Below are 23,806 nucleotides of genomic sequence, written 5' to 3' on the forward strand. Positions count from 1 at the left end.
TGTCCCTTTCACATTACATAGCTGTTGGTAGAGGGGGTTTGTATGAGCAAGAAGCAGAAAAAGAACCAGACAAAGACAAAGACCCACGTTCCCTTTCGGTTAAACGTGTTGTTTTTTTGCGTGTTTTTAATGTTCTCCGCGGTTATTGTAAGGCTTGGATACGTACAAATTGTTCGTGGTGAGGAATATAAAAATGAAGTTGAGAAGAAAGAAAATTCAACGATAAGTAATCCTGTACCGCGTGGGAAAATATTTGATCGTAATGGAGAAGCGGTCGTAGATAATGAGCCTATTCGTACAATTACATTTACAAAAATGAAGGGATCAACTGCAGCAGATCGCTTAGAAACGGCGAAAAAGTTAGCAGATTTAATTGAGGTCCCAACAGATAAGTTAACGGATCGCGATAAAAAAGATTATTGGCTTGCTTTACATAAAGAAGAAGCAGAAGCAAAAATCTCAAAAAAAGATCGTGAAGAGTTTAAAACGAATAAAATTGACGATAAAGAACTAGATGAACGTCAACGAAGCCATGTAACAGAAGAAGAGATTAATCAACTGTCAGCAAAAGATTTAGAAATATTGGCGATCAAAAGTAAGATGGAAAGCGGATATGCAATGACGCCGCAAATCGTTAAAAAAGGTGCAACAGAAGAAGAATACGCGATTATTAGTGAAAATTTGGCGAAATTGCCAGGCGTAGATACAAATGTCGACTGGGAACGAAAATATAAGTATGATGATATGTTCCGAAGTGTACTTGGTGGTGTAACGACTTCTGATGAAGGGTTACCGAGAGAGCGATTAGATTACTATCTTGTTCGCGATTATAATCGTAACGATCGCGTAGGAAAAAGTTACCTTGAGCAACAATATGAAGATAGCTTACATGGCACAAAAGCTGAAGTTAGAAATGTTACAGATAAAGATGGTAATATTTTAGAAACTATTAATGTGTCACAAGGACAACGAGGTAACGACCTGAATTTAACAATCGATATGGAATTACAAAAGCGCGTAGAAGAAATTCTTGCGAAAAACTTAATGAGATTTAAAGGGGGAGAACCTCTTTTAGACCGTGCATTCGTTGTAATGATGAACCCGAAAAATGGTGAGGTTTTATCTATGGCGGGGAAACAATTAGTGAATGAGGGCGGCGAAACGAAAGTAAAAGATTTCGCATTAGGAACGATGACAAGTTCTTATCCGATGGGTTCAACTGTAAAAGGTGCGACAGTACTTACGGGATATCAAACTGGTGCAATTCAACCTGGATCCGTACTATTAGATGAACCGATTAAATTAAAAGGGACACCTACGAAGTCATCTTGGAAACAGATGGGGTATATTAATGACCTTACAGCGTTAAAACAGTCTTCAAACGTTTATATGTTTAAAACAGCGATGAATATCGCTGGGGTTCCATACGTACGAGGCGGTACTTTAGATATCCCGCAAAAAGCATTTGATACGATGCGTTATTATTTTGGTCAGTTTGGGCTTGGTGTAAAAACAGGTATTGATTTACCAAATGAAACGGCTGGTCAAATGGGTAGAGGAAATCAACCAGGTTTCTTATTAGATTTAGCAATCGGACAGTATGATACGTATACACCGCTTCAATTAGCGCAATATATTTCGACGATTGCAAATGGTGGATATCGTATGCAACCTCAAGTTGTAAAGGAAATTCGTGAGCCATCGGCGAAGCCAGAGGAAGTTGGAAAAGTTGTTCAATCCATGGAACCGAAAGTATTAAATCGCGTTGATATGCCTGAATCGCAAATTAAACGTGTTCAAGAAGGATTTAGACAAGTGTATAACGATTCAGGTGGTACAGCTACGAAATACTTTGCAGGCGCACCATATAAAGCTGCTGGGAAAACAGGTACAGCTCAAACTGTATATGGCGGAGATAAAGAGATTGGTAGAAATGCAAAAGGTGAGCGTATTGAAACATATAACTTAACATTAGTAGGTTATGCGCCACTTGAAGACCCTGAAGTAGCATTTTCTGTTGTTGTGCCATGGGTACATGATGATAAAACAGGAATTAATGGATATATCGGTCGTGAAATTATGGACGCTTACTATGATTTGAAAAACAAGCATTAACTGGTGAAGCTCCAAAAGATGAAAAAGAGAAAAAAAGTAATACACAAGATGATAGAAATAAAAAGACTAAGTAAAAACGCACACTATCTAGAAAGATAGTGTGCTTTTTTTTTATGCTTTTATGCATATGGTTTAGTAAATGTGGACAAGCGTAAAATGTTGAAGAAACATGTAGTTTCAAAAAAGATGAACGTAACAAGATTGGTGCATACGCTTTAAATTCGTCTTATGTGCTAGGAGATAGCATTTGTATGGATGATTAGAAAATTTACTGCATCTAAAGTGCAAAAATGAAACTCAAGTTTGTGTATACAGTTGTTTTTGTGGAACTTTACAAAACTTTTACAAACAATTAAAACCGAATTAATAGTTTAGCAGTATTCTTATATCTGTAATCCTGTTATTTCCGGTTACTTCTAGGAGGAAGAACACGTGAAATGGATGAGTGTATCGATTAAGGTTTTGACATTATCGGCATGTATTCTTTTTTATAACATGTCTACTGCATTCGCTACAAATGAAATGGGAGAAGTGAGAGTTGATGGATCCTCAACGGTTTTTCCTATTATAGAGGCAGTAGCAGAAGAATATACAAAGGCTCATCCAAACGTGAAAATTTCTATTAGTATTTCTGGGACAGGAGGAGGATTTAATCGCTTCAGTAAAGGAGAAGTAGATATAAACAATGCTTCGAGAGTGATGAAGCGTGTAGAAGAAAATGCAATGAAGAAAAACTCCATTCAATTTACGCCATTTGAGGTTGCTTATGATGGTCTTACGATTGTTGTGAATCGTCAAAATACGTGGGTAAACAATATAACGATAGACGAGTTACGTCTACTATGGGGTGAAGATGGAAGTTCAAAACGATGGTCGCAAATTCATTCATCATGGCCACGTGAACAAATTAAATTTTATGCGCCAGGCGTAGACTCTGGTACTTATGATTATTTTCAAAATGTTGTCTTACAAAATAGTCGCCTTGTAAAAACGGTCTCTTTGTCTGAAGACGATCAAGTGATTATGCAAGGGGTAATGAATGATAAAAATGCCATTGCTTTTGTAGGATATGCTTATTATATGGCTAACCAAGATAAGGTGAAAGCAATAAAGGTGAATGGTGTATTTCCAACGAAAGAGACCATTCAGTCAGGTGCGTATAAGCCTTTAGCTAGACCGCTATTTGCTTATGTAAATGATGCATCTATCCGAAATAAAATGAATGTAGCAAATTATGTTGAGTTTATGATTAAACATGTTGGCAACCTCGCTGAAGAGGTTGGATATGTAAAATTGCCAAAAGAAAAATACAATGAACAGCTGCGGATGTTAACAGAAATAAAAAGGTAATGTCAGGGTGGAAAGGGGTTTTCATCTTTGGCTCATAATGACAAAAGTCAAATTACATTTTCTGTACAACATTTGATTGAGAGAAATACAAATAGAAGAAAAAAAGCGCAGCGAATCAATCGAATAGTTCCGTTATTACTAAGAATAATTGCTAGCGTGTCTATAGTGACGACACTTGGAATTATTATTACGTTGGCTAATGAAACAATCATGTTTTTTCAAAAAATATCATTATACTCCTTTTTGACGGAGCAAGAATGGTTACCTTTTTTTGAAGATCCTAAATTCGGTATATTACCACTTATATGTGGAACAATTCTTGTAACAGCAATTGCTATGGTTGTAGCAATTCCTATCGGTTTAGGGTGTGCCGTATTTTTGAGCGAATATGCTTCAAATGGTGCTCGGAAAATATTAAAACCGTTGTTAGAGCTACTAGCAGGTATCCCAACAATTGTATATGGTTTTTTCGCATTAACAGTTGTTACGCCACTTTTACAACGGATCATACCAGATTTGCAGTTTTTTAATGCTATTAGCCCAGGCATTGTGATTGGATTTATGATGGTACCTACGGTTGCCTCGCTTTCTGAAGATGCAATGAGAGCTGTAGCGAAAGGAATTAAAGAAGCTTCACTAGGGCTAGGAGCAACTCGTTTTGAGATGGTAAAACAAATAGTATTTCCATCGGCTTTTACGGGCATTATGGCAGCGATTATATTGGCAGCTTCTCGGGCGATTGGTGAAACAATGATTGTTGTTATTGCAGCTGGATCAACACCTAATGTATCGATAGATCCGACTCATTCCATTCAAACATTAACAGCTTATATTGTACAAGTGAGTTTAGGGGATGCTCCGCATGGAACGCTTACTTATTACAGCATGTATGCTGTAGGTGCGACATTATTCATGTTTACTTTTATTATGAACATCATTTCGCAGTATATTATGCGCCGTTTTAGGAGGGGGACATAATATGCGAATGTTAGATCATAAAAAAATACAAGAAAATATGGCATCACGTTTTTTAAAAGATAGAATTTACAAATCATTATTTTATATAGCAATTTTGTTTTCAATCGTAATTCTGTTTATTTTATTGTTTCAAATTTTTGAAAAAGGTATGAGTTATCTTTCAATAGATTTTTTTACAAACTTTGCTTCACGTAATCCGAAAGAAGCTGGGATTGCTGCTGCTTTGTCAGGAACAATATTATTTATGAGTATTGTTATACCGGTCTCTTTTATATTTGGGGTCGGAACAGCTCTTTATTTAGAGCATTATGCGAAAGAGTCCGTTTTTAAAAAATTAATAGAATTGAATAATCAAACATTAGCGGGGGTACCTTCCGTTGTGTTTGGTTTACTCGGATTAACTATTTTCGTATACGCCCTCCATTTGGGAGAGAGTATACTCGCAGCGGCACTGACGATGAGTTTACTCGTCTTACCAACAGTTGTTGTGGCTAGCCAAGAAGCGATTCGATCTGTACCAAGTTCCTTATTAGAAGCTTCTTACGGATTAGGTGCTACGAAATGGCAAACGATGTATCAAATTGTACTGCCAGTAGCTTTGCCAGGGATTTTAACAGGATGTACGTTAGCGATATCGAGAGCAATCGGAGAAGCAGCACCGTTGTTAGTTATTGGGGCACTTGCATTTGCAAATTATGTTCCGTTTAGTATGTTCGATAGATTTACGGTTTTACCAATTCAAATTTTTAATTGGATGAGTAGACCACAAGAGGAATTTCAGTATGTAGCAGCAGCTGGGATGATTGTTTTGCTAGGATTACTGCTCTTTATAAATATATTTGTCTTATGGTTACGAAATCGAAAATAAGTTGGAAGTGGATGAAAGGGGAATTCAAATGGTAGCAACAGTAGTAAATGTACAGGTGAAAAATGAGAAGAAGATTGAGACAGCACCAAAAAAAGTAGTGTTTGATACGAAAAATTTAAATTTATGGTACGGAGAAGACCATGCTTTAAAAGATATCAACTTAAGTATTCATGAGAATGAAGTAACAGCGATTATCGGTCCAAGTGGTTGCGGGAAATCAACATACTTAAAAACGTTAAATCGTATGGTAGAGTTAGTACCTATCGTTCGAACTACGGGAGTTATCGAATATAGAGAACGAAATATATTCGATAAAGCATATCCCGTTGAAGAATTACGTACGCATGTGGGTATGGTATTCCAAAAGCCAAATCCATTCCCGAAATCTATTTATGAAAATGTAGCATATGGACCGAAAATTCATGGTGTTCGTGACAAAAAAACACTTGATGAAATCGTTGAAAAAAGCTTGCGCGGAGCAGCCATTTGGGATGAGTTAAAAGATCGTTTGCACGATAATGCATATGGTTTATCTGGTGGGCAGCAACAACGTCTATGTATTGCACGCTGCTTAGCGATTGAGCCAGACGTAATTTTAATGGATGAACCAACATCAGCGTTAGATCCAATTTCAACATTAAAAGTAGAAGAACTAATTCAGGAGTTAAAGAAAGATTTTAGTATTGTTATTGTAACGCACAACATGCAACAAGCAGCACGTATTTCAGATAAAACTGCCTTCTTCTTAAGTGGAGAAGTTGTGGAATATACAGATACAAATAAATTATTTACAACACCTGCAGATAAGCGAACAGAAGACTACATTACAGGACGATTTGGTTGATATCGTTGTAAGGCTAAGAGTAAATGCCCTCTTAATAGAGGGCATTTCTCACTTTCACCTCATTTTAAATAGGGGGAGTAATATTTCTCTTTTCTCAAGGCTTAATAAACGTACAAGAGGCTGGGGAGGGGATTTATATATAATGCACATAATATTGAGGGGGAAGAAGCAATGGTAAGAGAACAGTTTCAATATGATTTAAAGACGTTACAACAAAAGGTAGTTGAACTTGGTGAATTAGCAAGGGAAGCTTTATTGATTGCTATGGAGGGGCTTCACAAAAGAGATGTAGAGAAAGCATTAGAGGTCATTGATGGTGATTATCGCATGGATAATTTAGAAGAAGAAATAAATGACCTTGCACTTATGCTTATTACAAAGCAGCAGCCTGTAGCAAGTGATTTACGAAGAATTTTCATTTCAATTAAAACAGCGACAGATTTAGAACGAATTGCAGATCACGCTGTTAATATTGCGAAATCAACAATTCGTCTTGGAGAAAAAGAAGTGGTTGTTAGCTTGCAGAATCTTGATGAAATGTTTGAGATTGCTCATAAAATGTTAAATTTAGCATTAGAAGCATACGAGCAAGAAAATTTAACTTTTGCTAGACAAATTGCTGAAATGGATGATTCAGTTGATGAAATTTATGGGAAGGCGATTCGTGAATTTATTTCCTCTGTCCCTGGACAACCAGAAGCGATTACACAAATTACACAACTATCCTTTGTTGCAAGATATATTGAGCGTGTAGCAGACCATGTTACCAATATTGCTGAGAATGTATTTTATTTAGTAAAAGGAAAGCATTATTTATTGAATGAGTAGGAAAAGAGTAGGTGATGAGAAATCACCTGCTTTTTTTAGTCAAAACATGACAAAAAAAGCTCGTTGTTTCCTTTAGTTTATGATGATAAGATGTATCATAATTAATGGAAAAATAAGTACATATGTGTTAATTACGTATTATTAAATATTTTGCTAAGTTAATAGTAAGCGCTTTCTTTTTTACTAAGGTTAAAAGGTACATTTATTTATCCCGCTATTTGCGGACAGTAAAATTCCCACCTTAAAATTTAGCTGGAGCAAAGAAGTTAGGTGGGAGTCGGGCGTTTACTGCAGTTAATGAGGGATAAATGATATACATGTGGTATAAGGAGTTCTTGAACATTATATAAGTGGAGGCTGAAGTATATGAAGGGGGTTATTTTAGCTGGAGGAAAGGGAAGACGCCTTAGACCATTAACATGCAATACTCCAAAACCGATGTTACCATTGTTAGAAAAGCCAGTTCTTGAATATAATATTGAATTATTACGTCAGCATGGCATTCGTGAAATTGCAATTACCGTTCAATATATGAGTACAGCTATTAAGCAGTACTTTGGTGATGGTAGTAAATGGGGAGTTAACTTGTATTATTTTGAAGACTCTCCCCCACTTGGAACCGCAGGGAGTATTAAGCAAGCGGAAAGTTTCTTAGATGAAACATTTGTTGTTATTAGTGGGGATGCATTAACTGATTTTCAATTATCAGAAGGAATTGCATTTCATGAACAGAAGAAGAGAATGGTAACGATGTTTGTGAAAGAAGTAGAAAATCCACTCTCATTTGGGTTAGTTGTAACGAATAAAGAACAAGAAATTATACGATATATAGAAAAACCGAGTTGGAATGAGGTAGTTTCTAATGTTGTGAATACAGGTATTTATATAATGGAGCCGGAAATTTTTTCTTACATACCATCCATGGGATTTTTTGATTTCAGTCATGATGTATTTCCATTATTGGCAAATAAAAATACGTTATTTGCATATTTATCAGAAGACTATTGGCTAGATATTGGTACATTTGATCAATATCGGCAAGCTCAATTCGATTTGTTGACGAAAAAATTGAAGGTGCCTATTCCATATACAGAAGTATTACCAATGGTGTGGATGGGAGAAGGCGTAACGATAGGAAAAGGAACGAAAATTCATGGTCCTTCTTTTATTGGAGAAGGAGCAATAATTGGTGCTGGTGCTGTAATTGAACCGTACTCTATTATAGGGAAAAATAGTATCGTTTCAAGTTATTCTCATCTTCAAAAAAGCATCGTTTTTGCAAACGCCCGTATCGGAAAATATTGTGAGTTGCTAGAAACAACAATTGGAGAGCATACAATGGTTGAAGATGATGTTACACTTTTTCAAAAAAGTATCGTAGCGGACCGTTGCCATATAGGGAAAAGTACAGTAATTAAGCAAAAAGGAAAACTATGGCCATATAAGGTGATAGATAGTCATTCAATAGTAGGTTCTGCTGGTGTTCAAGAGAGTGAAAAGGGGGCAGGATGGTTACAAAAAAGCCGGATTGTAGGAAGAGGCAATGTTGAGATTACCCCTCAATTTATTGTGAAAGCCGCAATGGCTTATGGTTCTCTTTTTGTAAAAGGAGAGAGTATATTGATCGGAAGTCAAGAAAATATAGAAACAACGTCCTATAAAAATTTATTCCTCCATGCTATTCATGGTATTGGGATTCATACGATGGAATGTAAAGAAATGAACGAGTCACTTTTTCAGTATGCCATTCATAATTTGAACTGTGCAGGTGGGGTTTTTATTCAAGTAGAAAGTGATAGAGGGATTGTTATAAAGATGTATGGCAGGGATGGAATGTTATCGTATAAGCAGCAAAAAATGATCGAACAACTATATATGTCTGAGTCGTTTCGTTACGTGTGTGAGAAAGAAATGGGGCGAAGTAAGCAGGTTCATGTTTCTTTAAATAATTATATAGAAGCAGTATTAGAACACATTGATATAGAGAAAATACAAAAACAGAAGTTTCATCTTCTTATTAATAAGAGAAATGATATGTTACAACAGTTACTTATTCTCTTTCTGCAAAGGCTTGGGTGCACAGTTACATGGATTTATGCGGGGGAACAAAAAGATCATGTGAAAGCTTTGATGAAATCGAGTAAAGCAAATATGGCGCTTATGTTTTCTGAACAAGGAAATCAATTCGATTTATATGATAATCATAGTAATATTTACCAAGGAACTGATTTTGAAGAAGTAGATATTCCTGATTTATTATTTGAATCAGCAGGTGAAATTTACCCAATGTCTTTGAAATTGGGCGGTTGTTATCTTCTATTTTATATGCATGATGAAAAAAAGTCTTTTCAAATAAGATGGAAGCGAGATATTTTATATCGAATAGGAAAATTATTTGAGTTAATAGCACTGCAGGGAAAAACATTTCTCAGCATAATAGAGCAATCACCTCCGCTCTATTTACTTTGTGATGAAGTTGTGTGTTCGTGGAAGGAAAAAGGGAAAGTAATGCGGAAATTATTGGCTGATATGGAAAGAAAAGAAGACGGGATATTAGAAGGAGTACAGTTCAAATATACAGAAAAAGAGTGGTCTTATATCGTTTCTGACGCAAAACAACCAAAATTTTTAGTGTATTCACATGCTAGAAACCCAGTGATAGCAAGGGAAAACATGAAAAATCTTATAGAAAAAATTAGACAATATCAAAAGGTGTAGAATTTTTATTTTAAAAGTGGTATTATGGTATAGTCTGATTTAAGTTATTAGTACTGGAGGGAAATAAGAATGCGTGTAAATATTACTCTAGCATGTACAGAATGCGGAGATCGTAACTATATCTCAAAGAAAAATAAACGTAACAACGCTGAGCGTATCGAGCTTAAAAAGTATTGCAAGCGTGACAAGAAGTCTACGTTACACCGTGAAACAAAGTAAGCAGTAGGAATATTTTCCTACTGTTTCTTTTTTTTATGCGATTCCTATGTAAAAGTGATACACTATCCTCGTAGAGTAAAGTGTCACTGTAAGGGGGAAAAGTGTGTGAAAGAAGAGAAAATACGTTTACGTAAACAAATAATAGAACGCATGAATTCTTTATCTGAAGAACAGTATACAACTTTATCGGAACAAATTGCAGTTTCGTTGTATGGGCAAAAAGAGTGGATTGAAGCTAGAACAATTGGAATCACTCTCTCGATGGAACATGAAGTGAATACATATCCTATTATCGAAAAAGCTTGGGAAGAAGGAAAGAAAATTGTTGTTCCAAAGTGTAATAAAGGGACAAGAACGATGTCTTTCCGGAAAATTAGTAATTTTGATCAATTAGAAACAGTATATATGAATTTATGTGAACCGATTCCAGCGTTTACGGAAGAAGTGAATGCGTGTGAAATTGATCTTCTTATCGTGCCAGGAGTAGCTTATACAGGGCGAGGGGAACGTATTGGATATGGTGGTGGCTACTATGATCGTTATCTCGTGCATTATAAAGGGAAAACGCTATCATTAGCTTATGATTATCAAATGGTAAAACATATTCCTGTTGAACCATTTGATAAAAATGTAGAAAAAATTATTACAGAAAAAGGAACAATGGTTATAAATGGGCTTGTATAGACAAATAAAAATTGACGAGGCTTTTTCTTCTTGATTATAATAAAATATGTGAACGTTTTCTTATTATAATTTTTTATAGTAAGTAAGCATAGAGGGTGATGAAATGATATCCATTTATGATATTCAACAATTGCTAAAGAAATTTGGTACGATTATTTACACGGGTGATCGAATTGCAGATTTACAATTAATGCAAGATGAATTGCGTGAATTAAATCAATCACAGCTAATCGATCCACAAGACTATCAAACAGCTTTATTTTTATTGAAGCAAGAAATTCAAAAAGAGATAAATAAGAATTAGATAAAGGTAGGTAAGCAACATGGAAGAGAAATGGTTAGTTGGTGTTGATCTTGGTGGTACAACGATTAAATTAGCATTTATTAATGTGTACGGTGAAATTTTACATAAGTGGGAAATCCCTACGAATACAAATGAGCAAGGAAAACATATTACACTTGATGTAGCGAAAGCTATTGATAAAAAGTTAGAAGAGTTAGGTGAATTAAAAAGCAAGTTAATTGGTGTTGGTATGGGAGCTCCTGGTCCTGTACATGTCGCATCTGGAATGATTTATGAAGCGGTTAATTTAGGTTGGAAAAATTATCCATTAAAAGATTTACTAGAAGTAGAAACAGGATTACCTGTTGTGATAGATAATGATGCAAACTTAGCAGCGCTTGGAGAAATGTGGAAAGGTGCTGGTGAAGGAGCAAAAGATTTAATTTGCATGACACTTGGCACGGGTGTTGGTGGCGGTGTAATCGCCAATGGTGAGATTGTACACGGTGTAAGTGGTGCTGCAGGTGAGATTGGACATATTACAGTAGTTACAGAGAATGCTTTCCCATGTAATTGCGGAAAGTCTGGTTGTTTAGAGACAGTAACATCTGCAACGGGTATTGTGCGTGTTGCTATGCAAAAAATACAAGAGACTGATAAAGAGAGTATTTTACGTTCTATGTTAGCAGAAGAAGGGCGTATTACATCAAAAGATGTATTCGAAGCGCATGGACAAGGTGATGAGCTAGCAGGCGAAGTAGTAGAAAAGGTGGCTTCTTATTTAGGATTAGCTGTAGCAAACCTTTCTAGCACATTGAATCCAGAGAAAATTGTTATTGGTGGTGGCGTGTCTAAAGCTGGAGATGCGTTATTAGAACCAATTCAACGCTATTTCGAGCAATATGCTTTCTCACGTGCTGTAAAGAGCACAAAGTTAGCAATTGCGACACTTGGTAATGACGCAGGTGTTATCGGAGGAGCTTGGCTTGTAAAAAAGCACAAATACGAAGCGAAGATGATATAAGTTGTGAAATATGAGAAGAGGAAGGGGGCACCCCTTCCTCTTTTTATGCAAAATCTTGATGAAGAATTCCATGTAAATGAATTAAGCTGTTGGAGGGTACCCATTATATAGAACAGTCATGATTGTAAACCATCCGAAAACGAGTACGGTTGCAATTGCAAAACCGCCCGCGAAAAAGTTCTTTTCGCGAAGTGTTCTAAGCGTAGCAAATACAGCTAACAGAGTGACTAGCGCAAAAATAATAACAAGGCCCATACAATATCCTCCTCTGTCTTCTCATTTCTTACGATGAGTTTTTGAAATATTTACTCTTTTATATTGTACATGTTTTAAAAATGAATGTCGAGATAGCATCCTTTCTTTTCCTAAGAGAAAGAAATGTTGTATCATTGAAAGTAAGTTCAATAACTGGAGGAGATTTTTATATGAAATGGACACAAATGCCTTTAGGCCCATTACAAACAAATGCTTATATTTTAACGAATGATCAAAATGAGTGTATTATTTTTGATCCTGGTCATGAAGGAGAGAAACTTGTTACATATTTACAAGAAGCGCAGTTAAAGCCCCTTGCGGTTTTATTAACGCATGCTCACTTTGATCATATTGGTGCTGTTGATGCCGTGAGAGATGCTTTTCGTATTCCGGTATACGTACATAAAGAAGAAGCGGATTGGTTAGGAGATGCAACTGTGAATGGATCGCAAATTTTTATGATGAACCGCAGTATTACAGCGAAACCAGCAGATCAAATTATTGATGCAGAAGGTACATTAACGATCGGTTCTTTTAACTTTGAAATTTTTGAGACACCAGGACATTCTCCAGGAAGTATTTCTTATTATTGTAAAGAGGCGAATGCCGTATTTTCTGGTGATGTATTATTCCAAATGAGTATTGGAAGAACAGATTTGCCTGGCGGAAGCTTTGCTGAATTAATTGGAAGTATTGAAGAGAAATTATTTGTATTACCAGATGAAACAGCGGTGCTATGTGGGCATGGTCCAGAGACAAGCATTGGATTTGAAAAAGAAAATAATCCATTTTTACAATAAGGAGTTATTATGGAGATGGAGCTCATTTTAAGAGAATGGATGGGGAAAGAAAAGGATTATTCAATCTCATACAGTACGTATATGAACCTCGTATTATATACAGAAGGACATGGATATTATATGAGAGAACGTGAAAAAATTGGAAGACAGGGAGATTTTTTTACGAGTAGTAATGTATCTTCTGTCTTTGCGAAGACTTTTGCTAAGTTTTTTATTCGGCTTGTTGAAAATGGAGAAGTTTCTTCAAATATTTGTGAGGTTGGTGGGGGAACGGGAAAGTTTGCCCATGATGTTTTACAAGAATGGAAACAATTATCTCCGGAAACCTTTAGTAGTTTAAACTATTCAATTGTTGAAGTGAGCCCTTTTCATAGAAGATTACAGCAGGAGAGTCTTTGCTCATTTGATAATGTATCGTATTATACATCGTATATTGAAATGGGAGAGTCTTTCGAAGGAATTATTTTTTCGAATGAACTATTTGATGCGTTTCCTGTTGAAGTAGTTGAGAAAAGAAATGGAATTTTGTATGAAGTACGTATCACGTATACAGAGGAAGGGGACCTTGCAGAAGTATTTAGGCCAGTAGAGAAAAAAATTGGTCGATACTTATTGAAATATAATATTCATATTGCAGAGGGGCAGCGATTTGAGGTACCTATTGCAATGGAAGAGTATATAGAAGAAATTGCGGAATGGTTCCAGCGAGGTATATGTATTACAGTTGATTATGGTTATACAAGAGAAGAATGGATGCATCCTGCACATCATGAAGGAAGTTTAAGAGGATATTATAAGCATAAGCTAATTCGTAACCCTCTTGCATATCCAGGAGAAATGGATTTAACTACCCATGTTCATTGGGATGAGTTGAAGGTGATTTTCGAGTTACAAGGGATTCATACGATATGGCATAGGAAGCAATCAGAGTTTTTGTTAGCGGCAGGGATATTAGAACATCTTACGAGTCATCAAGATACAAATCCTTTTTCTGAAACTCAAAAACGAAATCGAGCAGTTCGTTCTATGATTTTGAACGGAGGCTTAGGAAGTGCCTTTGATATTGTTATGCACACGAAAGATATGAAGAATTTACATTTGAATCGATATTTAACAATATGAAAAAACAAGACACAGTATATTTCTGTGTCTTGTTTTTTAATACGACTTATGTAGTATTATATATTTCCTCTCATGATATATATTTATATTAAAGATATGAGATGAAAAATATAGAATACGTCCTTTTTCTCTGTCTATTAGTCCCTAACCTAATAATACACGAACGAGTTGAATAATTGTTTCGTTTTCTACTTTGTAGTAAATTTCTAATCCTTTTCTTTCACTAGAAACGATTTTAGCACTTTTTAACTTTGCTAAATGCTGTGAAATTGTAGATTGTGGCATGTTTAAGCCAGTGTACATTGTAGAAACATTGCTTGGGCCACGTTCAATTAATCCTTTTACAATACATAAGCGAACAGGATGAGCAAGCACTTTCAATAATTCTGCATTGCTTTCATATAGTTCTATTTCTTTTTGAAAGGTTTCTAACATGTTCTTTTCCACCTCCGTGTGAGCTGTTATACCATACTATACATACCAAAAAATTAAAGAAAAGAAAACAGTTGTTGCAGAAAAAAAGTCCTAAAGTAAAGAAATTGTAAGAAAAGAGACCCTGATGTAAATAAAATAGATAAATTTGTACGGTTTTGTAAAATGACACTTTTGGGTGAAAATTTTGATGCGTTTTAAAAATTGAAAGATATAGATATATTTGTAACACAATTTTATCATGATTTTCTTATTCTTTCAAATGAATATACGAAATTTTTAAAATAATATGACAAAGGAATTATAATGATATATATAGAATATAAAACAGGTTAAAAGAAGCTGATTATAATCAGCTTCCTTATGGCGATGATTAAATATTTGAGTGTAGCTGACAAATCTTAGAATGATCAAGTTATGAGTCATTTATTCTAGAGCTCATCTTTTATCAACTTTAAAAATCTGTGATTCCATATATTCTCATAAAAATCAATTGTCTCTTTTGCGGACATAAATGGATTGTTTAACGTAGAGGTTGTTTTCTGTACCATGAAGTTTTCGTATCTCAGTCCGTGGGCAAATTTAATTGTAGCATCCATACAGTATTCTGTTTGGGCACCACAAAATTCAATACGATGTACAGATAATTGATCTAAAATCTCTTTTAAGTTTGTTTTATAAAATGAATTGGCATGTGTTTTACTTACAAAAAAATCTTGTTCTTGAACATCTAGATCGGTATGAATAGCCCAAAGTTCTTTTTCGGGTACTAAATCATCATCGCAATGTTGGACAAAAAGGATTGGTTTATTTGATTTTCTATATGAAGAAATTCTTTTATTTACTTTTGTAAGTAAATTTTGTAAATCAAATAAATGTTCTCCGCTATAACATACCCCATTTTGTAAATCGATAACGATTAAAATATCTGCACAAGTATTCATTATTTTTACCCCTTTTTATTTCTTAATATATCAATGAATCCATTACTTGGAAATAGATGATATACTTTTATTTTTTAATGAACTATACAAAAAGAAAAAACATTAAAATGAATATGCTAGACAGCATAAAAAGAAGATATGATAACTTAATTTCATATCTTCTTTTTTCTCTATGCATTTACAGGTTCTTCTACGTAAGAAAGAGCATTTTCAAAATCGGATATTAGATCGTTAACATTTTCAAGACCGACAGATAAGCGAAGCAATGAATTAGAAATGCCTCTTTCGTCACGTGCCTCCTGTGATAAAGCTGCATGTGACATTTTTGCGGGATAGGAAAGAATAGATTCAACAGCCCCTAGACTAACCGCAAAAACGGGTAGTTTAACTTTCGATAAAAATTGGCGGAGTGCATCTTCTGATTGTAAAGTGAAAGATAGGACAGCCCCAGCTGATGTTGCTTGAGATTGTTGAATATCATAGCCAAGATGTGATTGTAATCCAGGATAATAGACATTTTGGACTTTAGAGTGCTCTTGTAAATAATGTGCAATTTTATTGGCACCTGCAGCTGAGTGCTCGAGACGTACATGCAATGTTTTTAAACCGCGAAGTACGAGAGAACAATCTTGAGGTCCTAAAATAGCGCCAAATGCATTTTGTAAAAATCCAAGTTTTTGAGCGAGTTCAGCATCTTTTACGATTGCTAATCCAGCAGTAACATCACTATGACCAGCAATAAATTTTGTGGCACTATGAAGAACAACATCGGCGCCAAGATCAAGTGGTTTCTGGAATAGTGGTGTCAAAAATGTATTATCAACAAAAGTAAGAGCGCCAATAGATTTTGCAAGATTAGAAACAGAACGAATATCTGTCACTTTTAAAAGTGGGTTAGAAGGTGTTTCTACATAAAAGAGCTTCGTATTTGGTTTAATGTTTTCTTTTACTTCTTCTACATTTGTCATATCTACAAATGTATGCGAAACACCGTAACGGGAGAGCACTTCAGTTATAATTCGGTAAGTGCCTCCATATACGTCTTCTGAAATGAGTACGTGATCGCCTTGTGAAAGAAGGAGAAATGCAGTAGAAATCGCTGCAATACCTGATGCAAAGGCGAATCCTTTTGTTCCGCCCTCTAATAAAGCGATAATATCTTCAAGAGCTTCACGAGTTGGATTTCCTGACCTGCTATAGTCATATTTTCCGAAAGTATCTACGTCAAACTGGTGAAAAGTTGATGTGTTATAGATGGGAACGTTAACAGCTCCTGTTTGTGTATCATGTTTATATTGGTTGTGTAGTAAGAGTGTATCTATAGAATAACTCATATTCTTACACCTTCTTTTACAAGTTTAATGGCTTGCTTTAAGTCTTGAATTAAATCGTTACTATTTTCAATACCGACGGAGAATCGAAGAAGACGATTGCATACACCGTTTGCTGTTCTGATTTCTTCAGGAATATCAGCGTGTGTTTGCGTAGCTGGATAAGTCATTAAACTCTCTACACCACCAAGACTTTCAGCAAATGTAATTAAGGATAAAGATTGTAAGAATGGATTAATCCACGTTTCATCTTTAAGACGAAATGAAATCATACCACCTCTTCCTGGATAAAATACATCTGTCACACCGTCTTCATCATTTAAATAAGCAACAACTGCTTTCGCATTTTCTTCATGTTGTCTCATGCGAAGCGCTAAAGTTTTCATACCACGAATTAATAGCCATGAGTCAAATGGACTTAAGACAGCGCCAGAGGCATTATGATAATGAGCGATTTCCTCACAAAGCTCTTTCCCTTTTGCAACGACAAGGCCGCTTAGTACATCGTTATGGCCTCCTAAATATTTCGTTGCGCTATGAAGTACGATGTCCGCACCTTCTGTTAATGGTTGCTGTATATAAGGCGTATAGAATGTGTTGTCTACAATAAGGAGTAGTCCGTGTCTTTTTGCTACAGTTGCGACATTGGCAATATCAGTAACTTGCATTAATGGATTAGTCGGAGTTTCTATGAAAATAGCCTTTGTTTCAGTTGTGATAGCTTTCTCAATTTGTTTAATAGATTGTGTATTTACGTATCTACATCGAAGATTCCATTTTTTTTCATGCTCAGAAAATAATCGATAAGTGCCCCCGTATAAATCTTCCGACACAATAAGTTCGTCTCCGGAACGGAATAGCGAAAGGACGAGGAGAACAGCAGCCATTCCTGAGCTACAGGCATAACCTTGTTCGCCGTATTCTAAGTCTGCGATTGCCTGTTCTAAAAGACCGCGAGTTGGATTTCCAGTTCGTGAATAGTCAAATCCAGTAGATTTACCAAGTCCTTCGTGACGATAAGCGGTTGAGAAATAAACGGGTGGATTAACAGTTCCTGTTGTAGTTTCGCTACGGTTTCCGATTTGTGCTAGTTTTGTTTCAATAGTTGACATGTGAAAATTCCTCCTTTTTAAATTGAACCATTAAGTGAATATAAAGTGAAACTTTAATCAGTGGGGAATGACCCTCCGCTGATTATCAGCTCTCACCAATCGGGATAAAATAAAAAAAGCCTTCTAAGAAGAAGGCTTTCGGATTGAATAGAGTCTTCTTCTCATCTGTCAAATCTTTCACAATTTGCTGGAATTAGCACCTTATTAACAAATGTTAATGGTTGCTGAGGCGTCATAGGGCCAGTCCCTCTACCTCTCTAGATAAGAATGTTCGTATGAAATTTTTATTATGTTTTTAACTTTACAACAAAAGTTAATTGAATTGCAACTTTATTTTAAATAATTTTTATTTTTCCGCGAGTGTCATTGACTTTTATAATTGTGCATGCTAAATTTATAAAAAATTAACAAAGATTGTTAAAAGGGGAACGTATTTCCTTTTAGCTACATAAATAAAATAATAAAGACAAACTCTTATTGAGAGCGGTGGAGGGAAAGGCCCTGTGAAACCCGGCAACCTTCAAACGAAATGTTTGAAACGGTGCTAATACCTGCAAAACGAATGTTTTGCATAATAAGAGGAGGAATAATTATGTCCCCCTCTTCAAAGCGAAGAGGGGGTTTTTATATTGATAGAAATGAGGGAGATTCGTGAAATTACTAGATTTATTATCAAAAGGAATTGTAATAGGTGATGGTGCGGTTGGAACATTATTACATTCGCATGGTTTACAAAGTAGTTTTGAAGAATTGAATTTGTCTGATCCGGACTTAATTATATCGATTCATAAACAATATGTAGCTGCTGGAGCGGATGTTATCCAAACGAATACGTATGGGGCAAATGAAGCGAAATTACGTATGTATGGCTTAGAGAATCAAGTTGTTCAAATTAATAAAGCAGCAGTGAAGATTGCGAAAGCATCTGTTACAGAAAGAAATGCAATTTTAGGAACAATTGGTGGTATGAAACATATCGGAGCTGTTACAACAACTGATATGGAAAGGGAGTTTATGTTACTTGAGCAGGCAGGTGCTTTACTAGAAGAACAGGTTGATGGATTGCTATTAGAGACTTTCTATGATGAATTTGAATTACTTCATGCTGTTAAGGTGTTACGAAAACAAACGAATATTCCAATTGTAGCCCAATTAGCGTTACATGAGGCAGGTACGACTCAAAATGGAAATGATGTAAATGAAATATTAAAACAGCTTTTAGATTACGGTGCGAATGTTGTTGGATTGAACTGCCAACTAGGGCCACTTCATATGACGGAAGCTTTTAAAATGATATCGATTCCTCAAAATGGCTACTTGTCAGCATATCCAAATGCAGGTCTCCCGAATTATGTGGAGGGACGTTACGTATATGAGGGAAGTCCGGCTTATTTCGAAGCGATGACACCGAAATTTATTGAGCAAGGTATTCGGTTATTGGGTGGTTGTTGTGGTACTACTCCAGAACATATTGAAAGTATGAAGCGTGCTACTCTAAATGTTACGCCTGTAATAGAAAAAGACACGATTCAAAGACCAAAAGTAGTTCATACACACGAGAAACGTTCGAAATCTCACGTCACTCTAGCAGAGAAAGCAAAGAAACAAACGACAGTTGTAGTGGAACTAGACCCACCGAAAACATTAGACACGCAGCGTTTTTTTGAAGGGGCAAGAGCATTGAAAAGAGCTGGGGCAGACGCTATTACTCTAGCAGATAATTCACTAGCATCGCCTCGCGTTTCTAATATGGCAATGGGTGCATTATTAACGAAGCATGATATTCCGGTATTGACTCATTTAACGTGTAGAGACCATAACGTCATTGGGCTACAATCTCATTTATTAGGTTTATCGGCGTTAGGGATGGAGGAAGTGCTAGCTTTAACTGGTGATCCAGCGCGTGTTGGCGATTTCCCAGGTGCAACTTCTGTATATGATTTGTCCTCTATTGAGTTAATTAAAATGATTAAAGAAATGAACGACGGGCGTTCCATTTTAGGGAAATCAATTGGTCCAGCAACAAGATTTTCTGTCGGCGGTGCGTTTAATCCGCATGTAAGACATTTAAAAGCAGCGGTTAAGCGAATGGAACGGAAAATAGATGCTGGAGCGGAATATTTCTTAACTCAGCCAATTTACGATATAGCGTTAATTGAGGAAGTGTATGAAGCGACAAAGCATTTGGAACAACCTATCTTTATTGGAATTATGCCTTTAGTAAGTAAGCGGAATGCAGATTTTCTTCATTTTGAGGTGCCAGGTATTACTCTTCCTGAAGAAATACGAGAGAGAATGGATGGACACGAAACGAAAGAGTCCGCTATTGAGGAAGGGATTCGTATTTCACAAGAGTTAATCGATACGGCGATGAAATACTTTAACGGTGTTTATCTTATTACACCATTTTTAAAATATGAAATTACAGAACATCTCGTGAAATATGTAAGGGAAAAGCAAGAAGTGAAAGAGGGTATTAATTGATGAAGTGTATAGAAGAAAGATTACAAACTAGCATTCTAATATTAGATGGTGCAATGGGGACGATGATACAGCAAGAGGACTTAACTGCGGAAGATTTCGGAGGAGAAGAGTACGAAGGGTGTAATGAATATTTAGTAGAAACAAGACCAGATGTTATTTTAAAGATCCATAAAGCTTATATTGAAGCTGGAGCTGACATCATTGAAACAAATACATTTGGTGCGACGAATATCGTATTAAGTGATTATGAGTTGTCTCATTTAGATGAAGAACTAAATGAAAAGGCAGCACTATTGGCGAAGCAAGCTGTTAAAGAAAGCGGGAAGGAAGTATATGTTGCAGGTGCTATGGGGCCGACAACGAAAGCGATTAGTGTTACAGGAGGAGTTACATTTGAGGAACTGATTGAAGCCTATACAAGGCAGGCGAGAGGGTTATTGAGGGGCGAAATTGATGTATTACTTGTGGAGACGAGTCAAGATATGCGTAATGTGAAAGCTGCTTATATTGGAATTCAAGCAGCTTTTGATGAACTAAATAAAACGGTTCCTATTATGATTTCTGGAACGATTGAACCGATGGGAACGACTTTAGCGGGTCAAACGATAGAAGCCTTTTATTTATCGATAGAGCATATGAAGCCGTTATCGGTTGGATTAAACTGTGCGACTGGTCCGGAATTTATGAGGGAACATATTCGTTCATTATCTGATTTATCGGAGTGTTATATTTCTTGCTATCCAAATGCAGGTCTTCCTGATGAAGATGGACATTATCATGAATCTCCATCTTCTCTCGCGGAAAAAGTAAAGCGATTTGCCGAAGAAGGATGGGTTAATATTATTGGTGGTTGTTGTGGTACAACACCAGAACATATAAGTGCAATGAAATCCGTGTTAGCATCTCTTAAGCCGCGTGAACAACATGAACGAGAAGGGCATGGAGTTAGTGGATTAGAGGCGTTGCAATATGATGATTCTATGAGACCGTTATTTGTTGGAGAAAGGACGAACGTAATTGGATCACGCAAGTTTAAAAGATTAGTAGCAGAAGGGAAATTTGAAGAGGCAGCTGAAGTGGCAAGAGCGCAAGTGAAGAAGAATGCTCATATTATTGATATTTGTATGGCAGACCCTGACCGTGATGAAATAGAAGATATGGAAAGATTTTTGGCAGAAGTTACGAAAGTATTAAAAGTACCGATTATGATTGATTCAACAGATGAAAATGTTATGGCAAGAGCTCTAACTTATATTCAAGGAAAAGGTGTTATCAATTCTATTAATTTAGAAGACGGAGAAGAACGTTTTGAAAAAGTGACACCTCTTCTTCGGAAATACGGTGCCGCTATAGTTGTAGGAACAATTGATGAAGACGGTATGGCAGTTAGTGCAGAACGAAAGATAGAAATTGCGAAAAGAAGCTATGAGTTACTAACGAAGAAGTATGGTATACGTCCATCTGATATTATTTTTGATGCGCTTGTGTTTCCTGTAGGGACAGGTGATGAAGAATATATAGGTTCAGCGGCAGCGACTATAGAAGGAATTCGTCTTATTAAAGAAGCGTTACCAGAATGTTTAACGATTTTAGGTGTAAGTAATATATCATTTGGTTTACCGCCCGCGGGCCGTGAAGTATTAAATTCGGTCTTTCTATATCATGCAACGAAAGCAGGATTAGATTATGCGATTGTTAATACGGAAAAATTGGAGCGCTATGCGTCAATTCCAGAGGAAGAAAAACGTCTTGCAGATGCATTGTTATTTGAAACGACGAAAGAGACGTTAGAAGAATTTACAAACTTTTACCGTGTTGCCAAAAAGAAAGATGTCGTTGTACAAGAAACACTAACGCTGGATGAACGATTAGCAAACTATATTATAGAAGGTACGAAGCAAGGATTACACGAAGATTTAAGTCTCGCACTTACAGAAGGAAGAAAACCGTTAGATATTATTAATGGCCCGCTTATGACAGGAATGGATGAGGTAGGGCGACTATTTAATAATAATGAGCTTATCGTTGCTGAAGTATTGCAAAGTGCCGAAAGTATGAAAGCTGCCGTAAGCTATTTAGAGCCACATATGGAGTCTAGTGATAGCGCGAAAAAAGGGAAAGTATTATTAGCGACTGTAAAAGGTGACGTACATGATATTGGGAAAAATCTTGTTGAAATTATTTTATCGAATAACGGATATGAAATTATTAATTTAGGAATTAATGTCCGATCGGATCGAATCGTTCAAGAAGTGCAAGAAAAGAAACCTGATATTATTGGTCTTTCTGGCCTGTTAGTAAAGTCGGCACAACAAATGGTAACAACTGCTGAAGATCTAAAAGCGGCGAATATTGATATTCCAATTGTTGTAGGTGGCGCAGCACTAACGAGAAAGTTCACAGATAATCGTATTTCTCCATCATATAAAGGGCTCGTATGTTATGCGAGTGATGCAATGACAGGTCTTGATATTATTAATAAGCTTCAAAAAGAAGAAGAGCGTGAGAAGATGAAACAGGATAAAAAAGAACGTCATCTTCATATCGTAACAAAAGAAGAGAAAAAAGTAGAAATTCCAGCAGTAATTGAGCCATTGCCAAAATCAGCGGTTATAGTGCCGGACTCAACAAAACGAATTGTATTACGTGATATACCCGTTGCACATCTTGCTCCGTTTCTAAATAGACAAATGCTCCTTGGACATCACCTTGGATTAAAAGGAAATGTGAAGAAGCTTTTGAAAGAGGGAGACAAAAGAGCGCACGAATTAAATGATTTAATAGACGAATTATTGCGAGAAGGACAATCTTGGTTAAAACCGAAAGCCGTGTATCAATTTTTCCCAGCGCAAAGCGACGGACAAAACATTGTAATATATGACCCAGAAGATCATACGCGTATTATAGAGCGTTTCACATTCCCAAGACAAGGAAAAGCACCATATCGTACTTTAGGTGATTATTTACGCCCTATTGGAGATGAGATGGATTATGTTGCGTTCTTATCTGTTACTGTTGGGGAAGGAGTTCGGGACATTGCTGAAGAGTGGAAGGCGAAGGGTGATTATTTACGCAGTCACGCCATTCAATCGTTAGCGCTTGAATTAGCAGAAGGACTTGCTGAAAAAACACATATGCTCATTCGTGATCGTTGGGGCATTCCAGACTCACCTGAACTGACGATGGAAGAACGTTTCCGTACAAAATATAGAGGGATTCGCGTGTCATTTGGTTATCCAGCATGTCCAGAACTAGCTGACCAAGAAAAATTGTTTCGCTTAATTCATCCAGAAGAAATAGGTATTTCATTAACAGAAGGATTTATGATGGAGCCAGAAGCGTCTGTAACGGCTATGGTATTTTCTCACCCTGAGGCAAGATATTTTAGTGTACTATAGTGTAGAAGGGGGAGACG

Annotated in this window: 19 protein-coding genes, 1 pseudogene and 2 riboswitches; of the genes and pseudogenes, 15 read left to right on the plus strand and 5 right to left on the minus strand. The window is 36.2% G+C overall.

Going from position 1 to position 23,806, the window contains the following annotated elements; all coding sequences use genetic code 11:
* Positions 1-42: 42 nt before the first annotated feature.
* From CDB3_RS02650 to glcK, 11 genes and pseudogenes are all read left to right on the plus strand, one after another.
* Positions 43-2,189, plus strand: a pseudogene (locus CDB3_RS02650) (peptidoglycan D,D-transpeptidase FtsI family protein).
* Positions 2,190-2,547: 358 nt separating this feature from the next.
* Positions 2,548-3,465 carry a PstS family phosphate ABC transporter substrate-binding protein gene (locus CDB3_RS02655; protein WP_128853387.1) on the plus strand — a complete coding sequence of 306 codons (918 nt, stop codon included), beginning with the start codon at positions 2,548-2,550 and terminating at the stop codon, positions 3,463-3,465.
* Positions 3,466-3,492: 27 nt separating this feature from the next.
* Positions 3,493-4,443, plus strand: coding sequence for a phosphate ABC transporter permease subunit PstC (pstC, locus tag CDB3_RS02660; protein ID WP_128853388.1), 951 nt, complete (start codon positions 3,493-3,495; stop codon positions 4,441-4,443).
* A 1-nt stretch (position 4,444) separates the two neighbouring features.
* Positions 4,445-5,311, plus strand: a complete 867-nt coding sequence (gene pstA / locus CDB3_RS02665; protein ID WP_128853389.1) for a phosphate ABC transporter permease PstA — start codon at positions 4,445-4,447, stop codon at positions 5,309-5,311.
* A 28-nt stretch (positions 5,312-5,339) separates the two neighbouring features.
* The gene (gene pstB / locus CDB3_RS02670) at positions 5,340-6,155 is read left to right on the plus strand and encodes a phosphate ABC transporter ATP-binding protein (RefSeq protein ID WP_128853390.1); all 816 of its coding nucleotides are present in this window, start codon (positions 5,340-5,342) and stop codon (positions 6,153-6,155) included.
* Positions 6,156-6,326: 171 nt separating this feature from the next.
* The gene (gene phoU, locus CDB3_RS02675; RefSeq protein WP_128853391.1) at positions 6,327-6,983 is read left to right on the plus strand and encodes a phosphate signaling complex protein PhoU; all 657 of its coding nucleotides are present in this window, start codon (positions 6,327-6,329) and stop codon (positions 6,981-6,983) included.
* Positions 6,984-7,349: 366 nt separating this feature from the next.
* Positions 7,350-9,701 carry a sugar phosphate nucleotidyltransferase gene (locus CDB3_RS02680; RefSeq protein ID WP_128853392.1) on the plus strand — a complete coding sequence of 784 codons (2,352 nt, stop codon included), beginning with the start codon at positions 7,350-7,352 and terminating at the stop codon, positions 9,699-9,701.
* Positions 9,702-9,770: 69 nt separating this feature from the next.
* Positions 9,771-9,920, plus strand: coding sequence for a 50S ribosomal protein L33 (gene rpmG, locus CDB3_RS02685; RefSeq protein WP_001265616.1), 150 nt, complete (start codon positions 9,771-9,773; stop codon positions 9,918-9,920).
* Positions 9,921-10,025: 105 nt separating this feature from the next.
* Positions 10,026-10,604, plus strand: coding sequence for a 5-formyltetrahydrofolate cyclo-ligase (locus CDB3_RS02690; RefSeq protein ID WP_128853393.1), 579 nt, complete (start codon positions 10,026-10,028; stop codon positions 10,602-10,604).
* Positions 10,605-10,707: 103 nt separating this feature from the next.
* Positions 10,708-10,908 (plus strand): YqgQ family protein, encoded by a 201-nt coding sequence (locus CDB3_RS02695; RefSeq protein ID WP_002173470.1) that lies wholly within the window; start codon positions 10,708-10,710, stop codon positions 10,906-10,908.
* A 19-nt stretch (positions 10,909-10,927) separates the two neighbouring features.
* On the plus strand, positions 10,928-11,911 hold the full coding sequence (glcK, locus tag CDB3_RS02700; RefSeq protein ID WP_097830681.1) for a glucokinase: 984 nt from the start codon (positions 10,928-10,930) through the stop codon (positions 11,909-11,911).
* Positions 11,912-11,992: 81 nt separating this feature from the next.
* Here the strand turns inward: glcK and CDB3_RS02705 are convergent, their stop codons facing one another.
* Positions 11,993-12,166, minus strand: a complete 174-nt coding sequence (locus tag CDB3_RS02705) for a DUF2759 domain-containing protein (RefSeq protein WP_097830682.1) — start codon at positions 12,164-12,166, stop codon at positions 11,993-11,995.
* A gap of 170 nt (positions 12,167-12,336) precedes the next feature.
* Between CDB3_RS02705 and CDB3_RS02710 the strand changes: the two genes are divergently transcribed.
* Positions 12,337-12,966 carry an MBL fold metallo-hydrolase gene (locus CDB3_RS02710; RefSeq protein WP_044737737.1) on the plus strand — a complete coding sequence of 210 codons (630 nt, stop codon included), beginning with the start codon at positions 12,337-12,339 and terminating at the stop codon, positions 12,964-12,966.
* Positions 12,967-12,975: 9 nt separating this feature from the next.
* Positions 12,976-14,088, plus strand: a complete 1,113-nt coding sequence (locus tag CDB3_RS02715; protein ID WP_128853394.1) for a class I SAM-dependent methyltransferase — start codon at positions 12,976-12,978, stop codon at positions 14,086-14,088.
* A gap of 144 nt (positions 14,089-14,232) precedes the next feature.
* On the opposite strand, the gene CDB3_RS02720 is transcribed toward CDB3_RS02715, so the two are convergent.
* The 4 genes from CDB3_RS02720 to metI form a co-directional block, all read right to left on the minus strand.
* Positions 14,233-14,523: an ArsR/SmtB family transcription factor gene (locus tag CDB3_RS02720; protein WP_000894375.1), complete on the minus strand. Its 291-nt coding sequence runs from the start codon at positions 14,521-14,523 to the stop codon at positions 14,233-14,235.
* Between the two features lie 428 nt (positions 14,524-14,951).
* Positions 14,952-15,464, minus strand: coding sequence for a cysteine hydrolase family protein (locus CDB3_RS02725; protein WP_128853395.1), 513 nt, complete (start codon positions 15,462-15,464; stop codon positions 14,952-14,954).
* Positions 15,465-15,634: 170 nt separating this feature from the next.
* Positions 15,635-16,798 (minus strand): cystathionine beta-lyase, encoded by a 1,164-nt coding sequence (gene metC / locus CDB3_RS02730; RefSeq protein WP_128853396.1) that lies wholly within the window; start codon positions 16,796-16,798, stop codon positions 15,635-15,637.
* Positions 16,795-17,907 carry a cystathionine gamma-synthase/O-acetylhomoserine thiolyase gene (gene metI, locus CDB3_RS02735; RefSeq protein ID WP_128853397.1) on the minus strand — a complete coding sequence of 371 codons (1,113 nt, stop codon included), beginning with the start codon at positions 17,905-17,907 and terminating at the stop codon, positions 16,795-16,797. Before metI ends, metC begins: the two co-directional genes overlap by 4 nt.
* Positions 17,908-18,065: 158 nt before the next feature.
* A riboswitch (SAM riboswitch) is annotated at positions 18,066-18,175 on the minus strand.
* Between the two features lie 203 nt (positions 18,176-18,378).
* Positions 18,379-18,488: riboswitch (SAM riboswitch) on the plus strand.
* 70 nt (positions 18,489-18,558) lie between these two features.
* Between metI and CDB3_RS02740 the strand changes: the two genes are divergently transcribed.
* Complete coding sequence (locus CDB3_RS02740) at positions 18,559-20,391, plus strand: bifunctional homocysteine S-methyltransferase/methylenetetrahydrofolate reductase (protein WP_097830687.1); 1,833 nt, start codon at positions 18,559-18,561, stop codon at positions 20,389-20,391.
* Positions 20,391-23,789 (plus strand): methionine synthase, encoded by a 3,399-nt coding sequence (gene metH, locus CDB3_RS02745; protein ID WP_128853467.1) that lies wholly within the window; start codon positions 20,391-20,393, stop codon positions 23,787-23,789. The genes CDB3_RS02740 and metH overlap by 1 nt, the downstream gene beginning before the upstream one ends.
* Positions 23,790-23,806: the final 17 nt, after the last annotated feature.

Source organism: Bacillus sp. CDB3 (genome assembly GCF_002081505.1).
Taxonomy (GTDB): domain Bacteria; phylum Bacillota; class Bacilli; order Bacillales; family Bacillaceae_G; genus Bacillus_A; species Bacillus_A cereus_AT.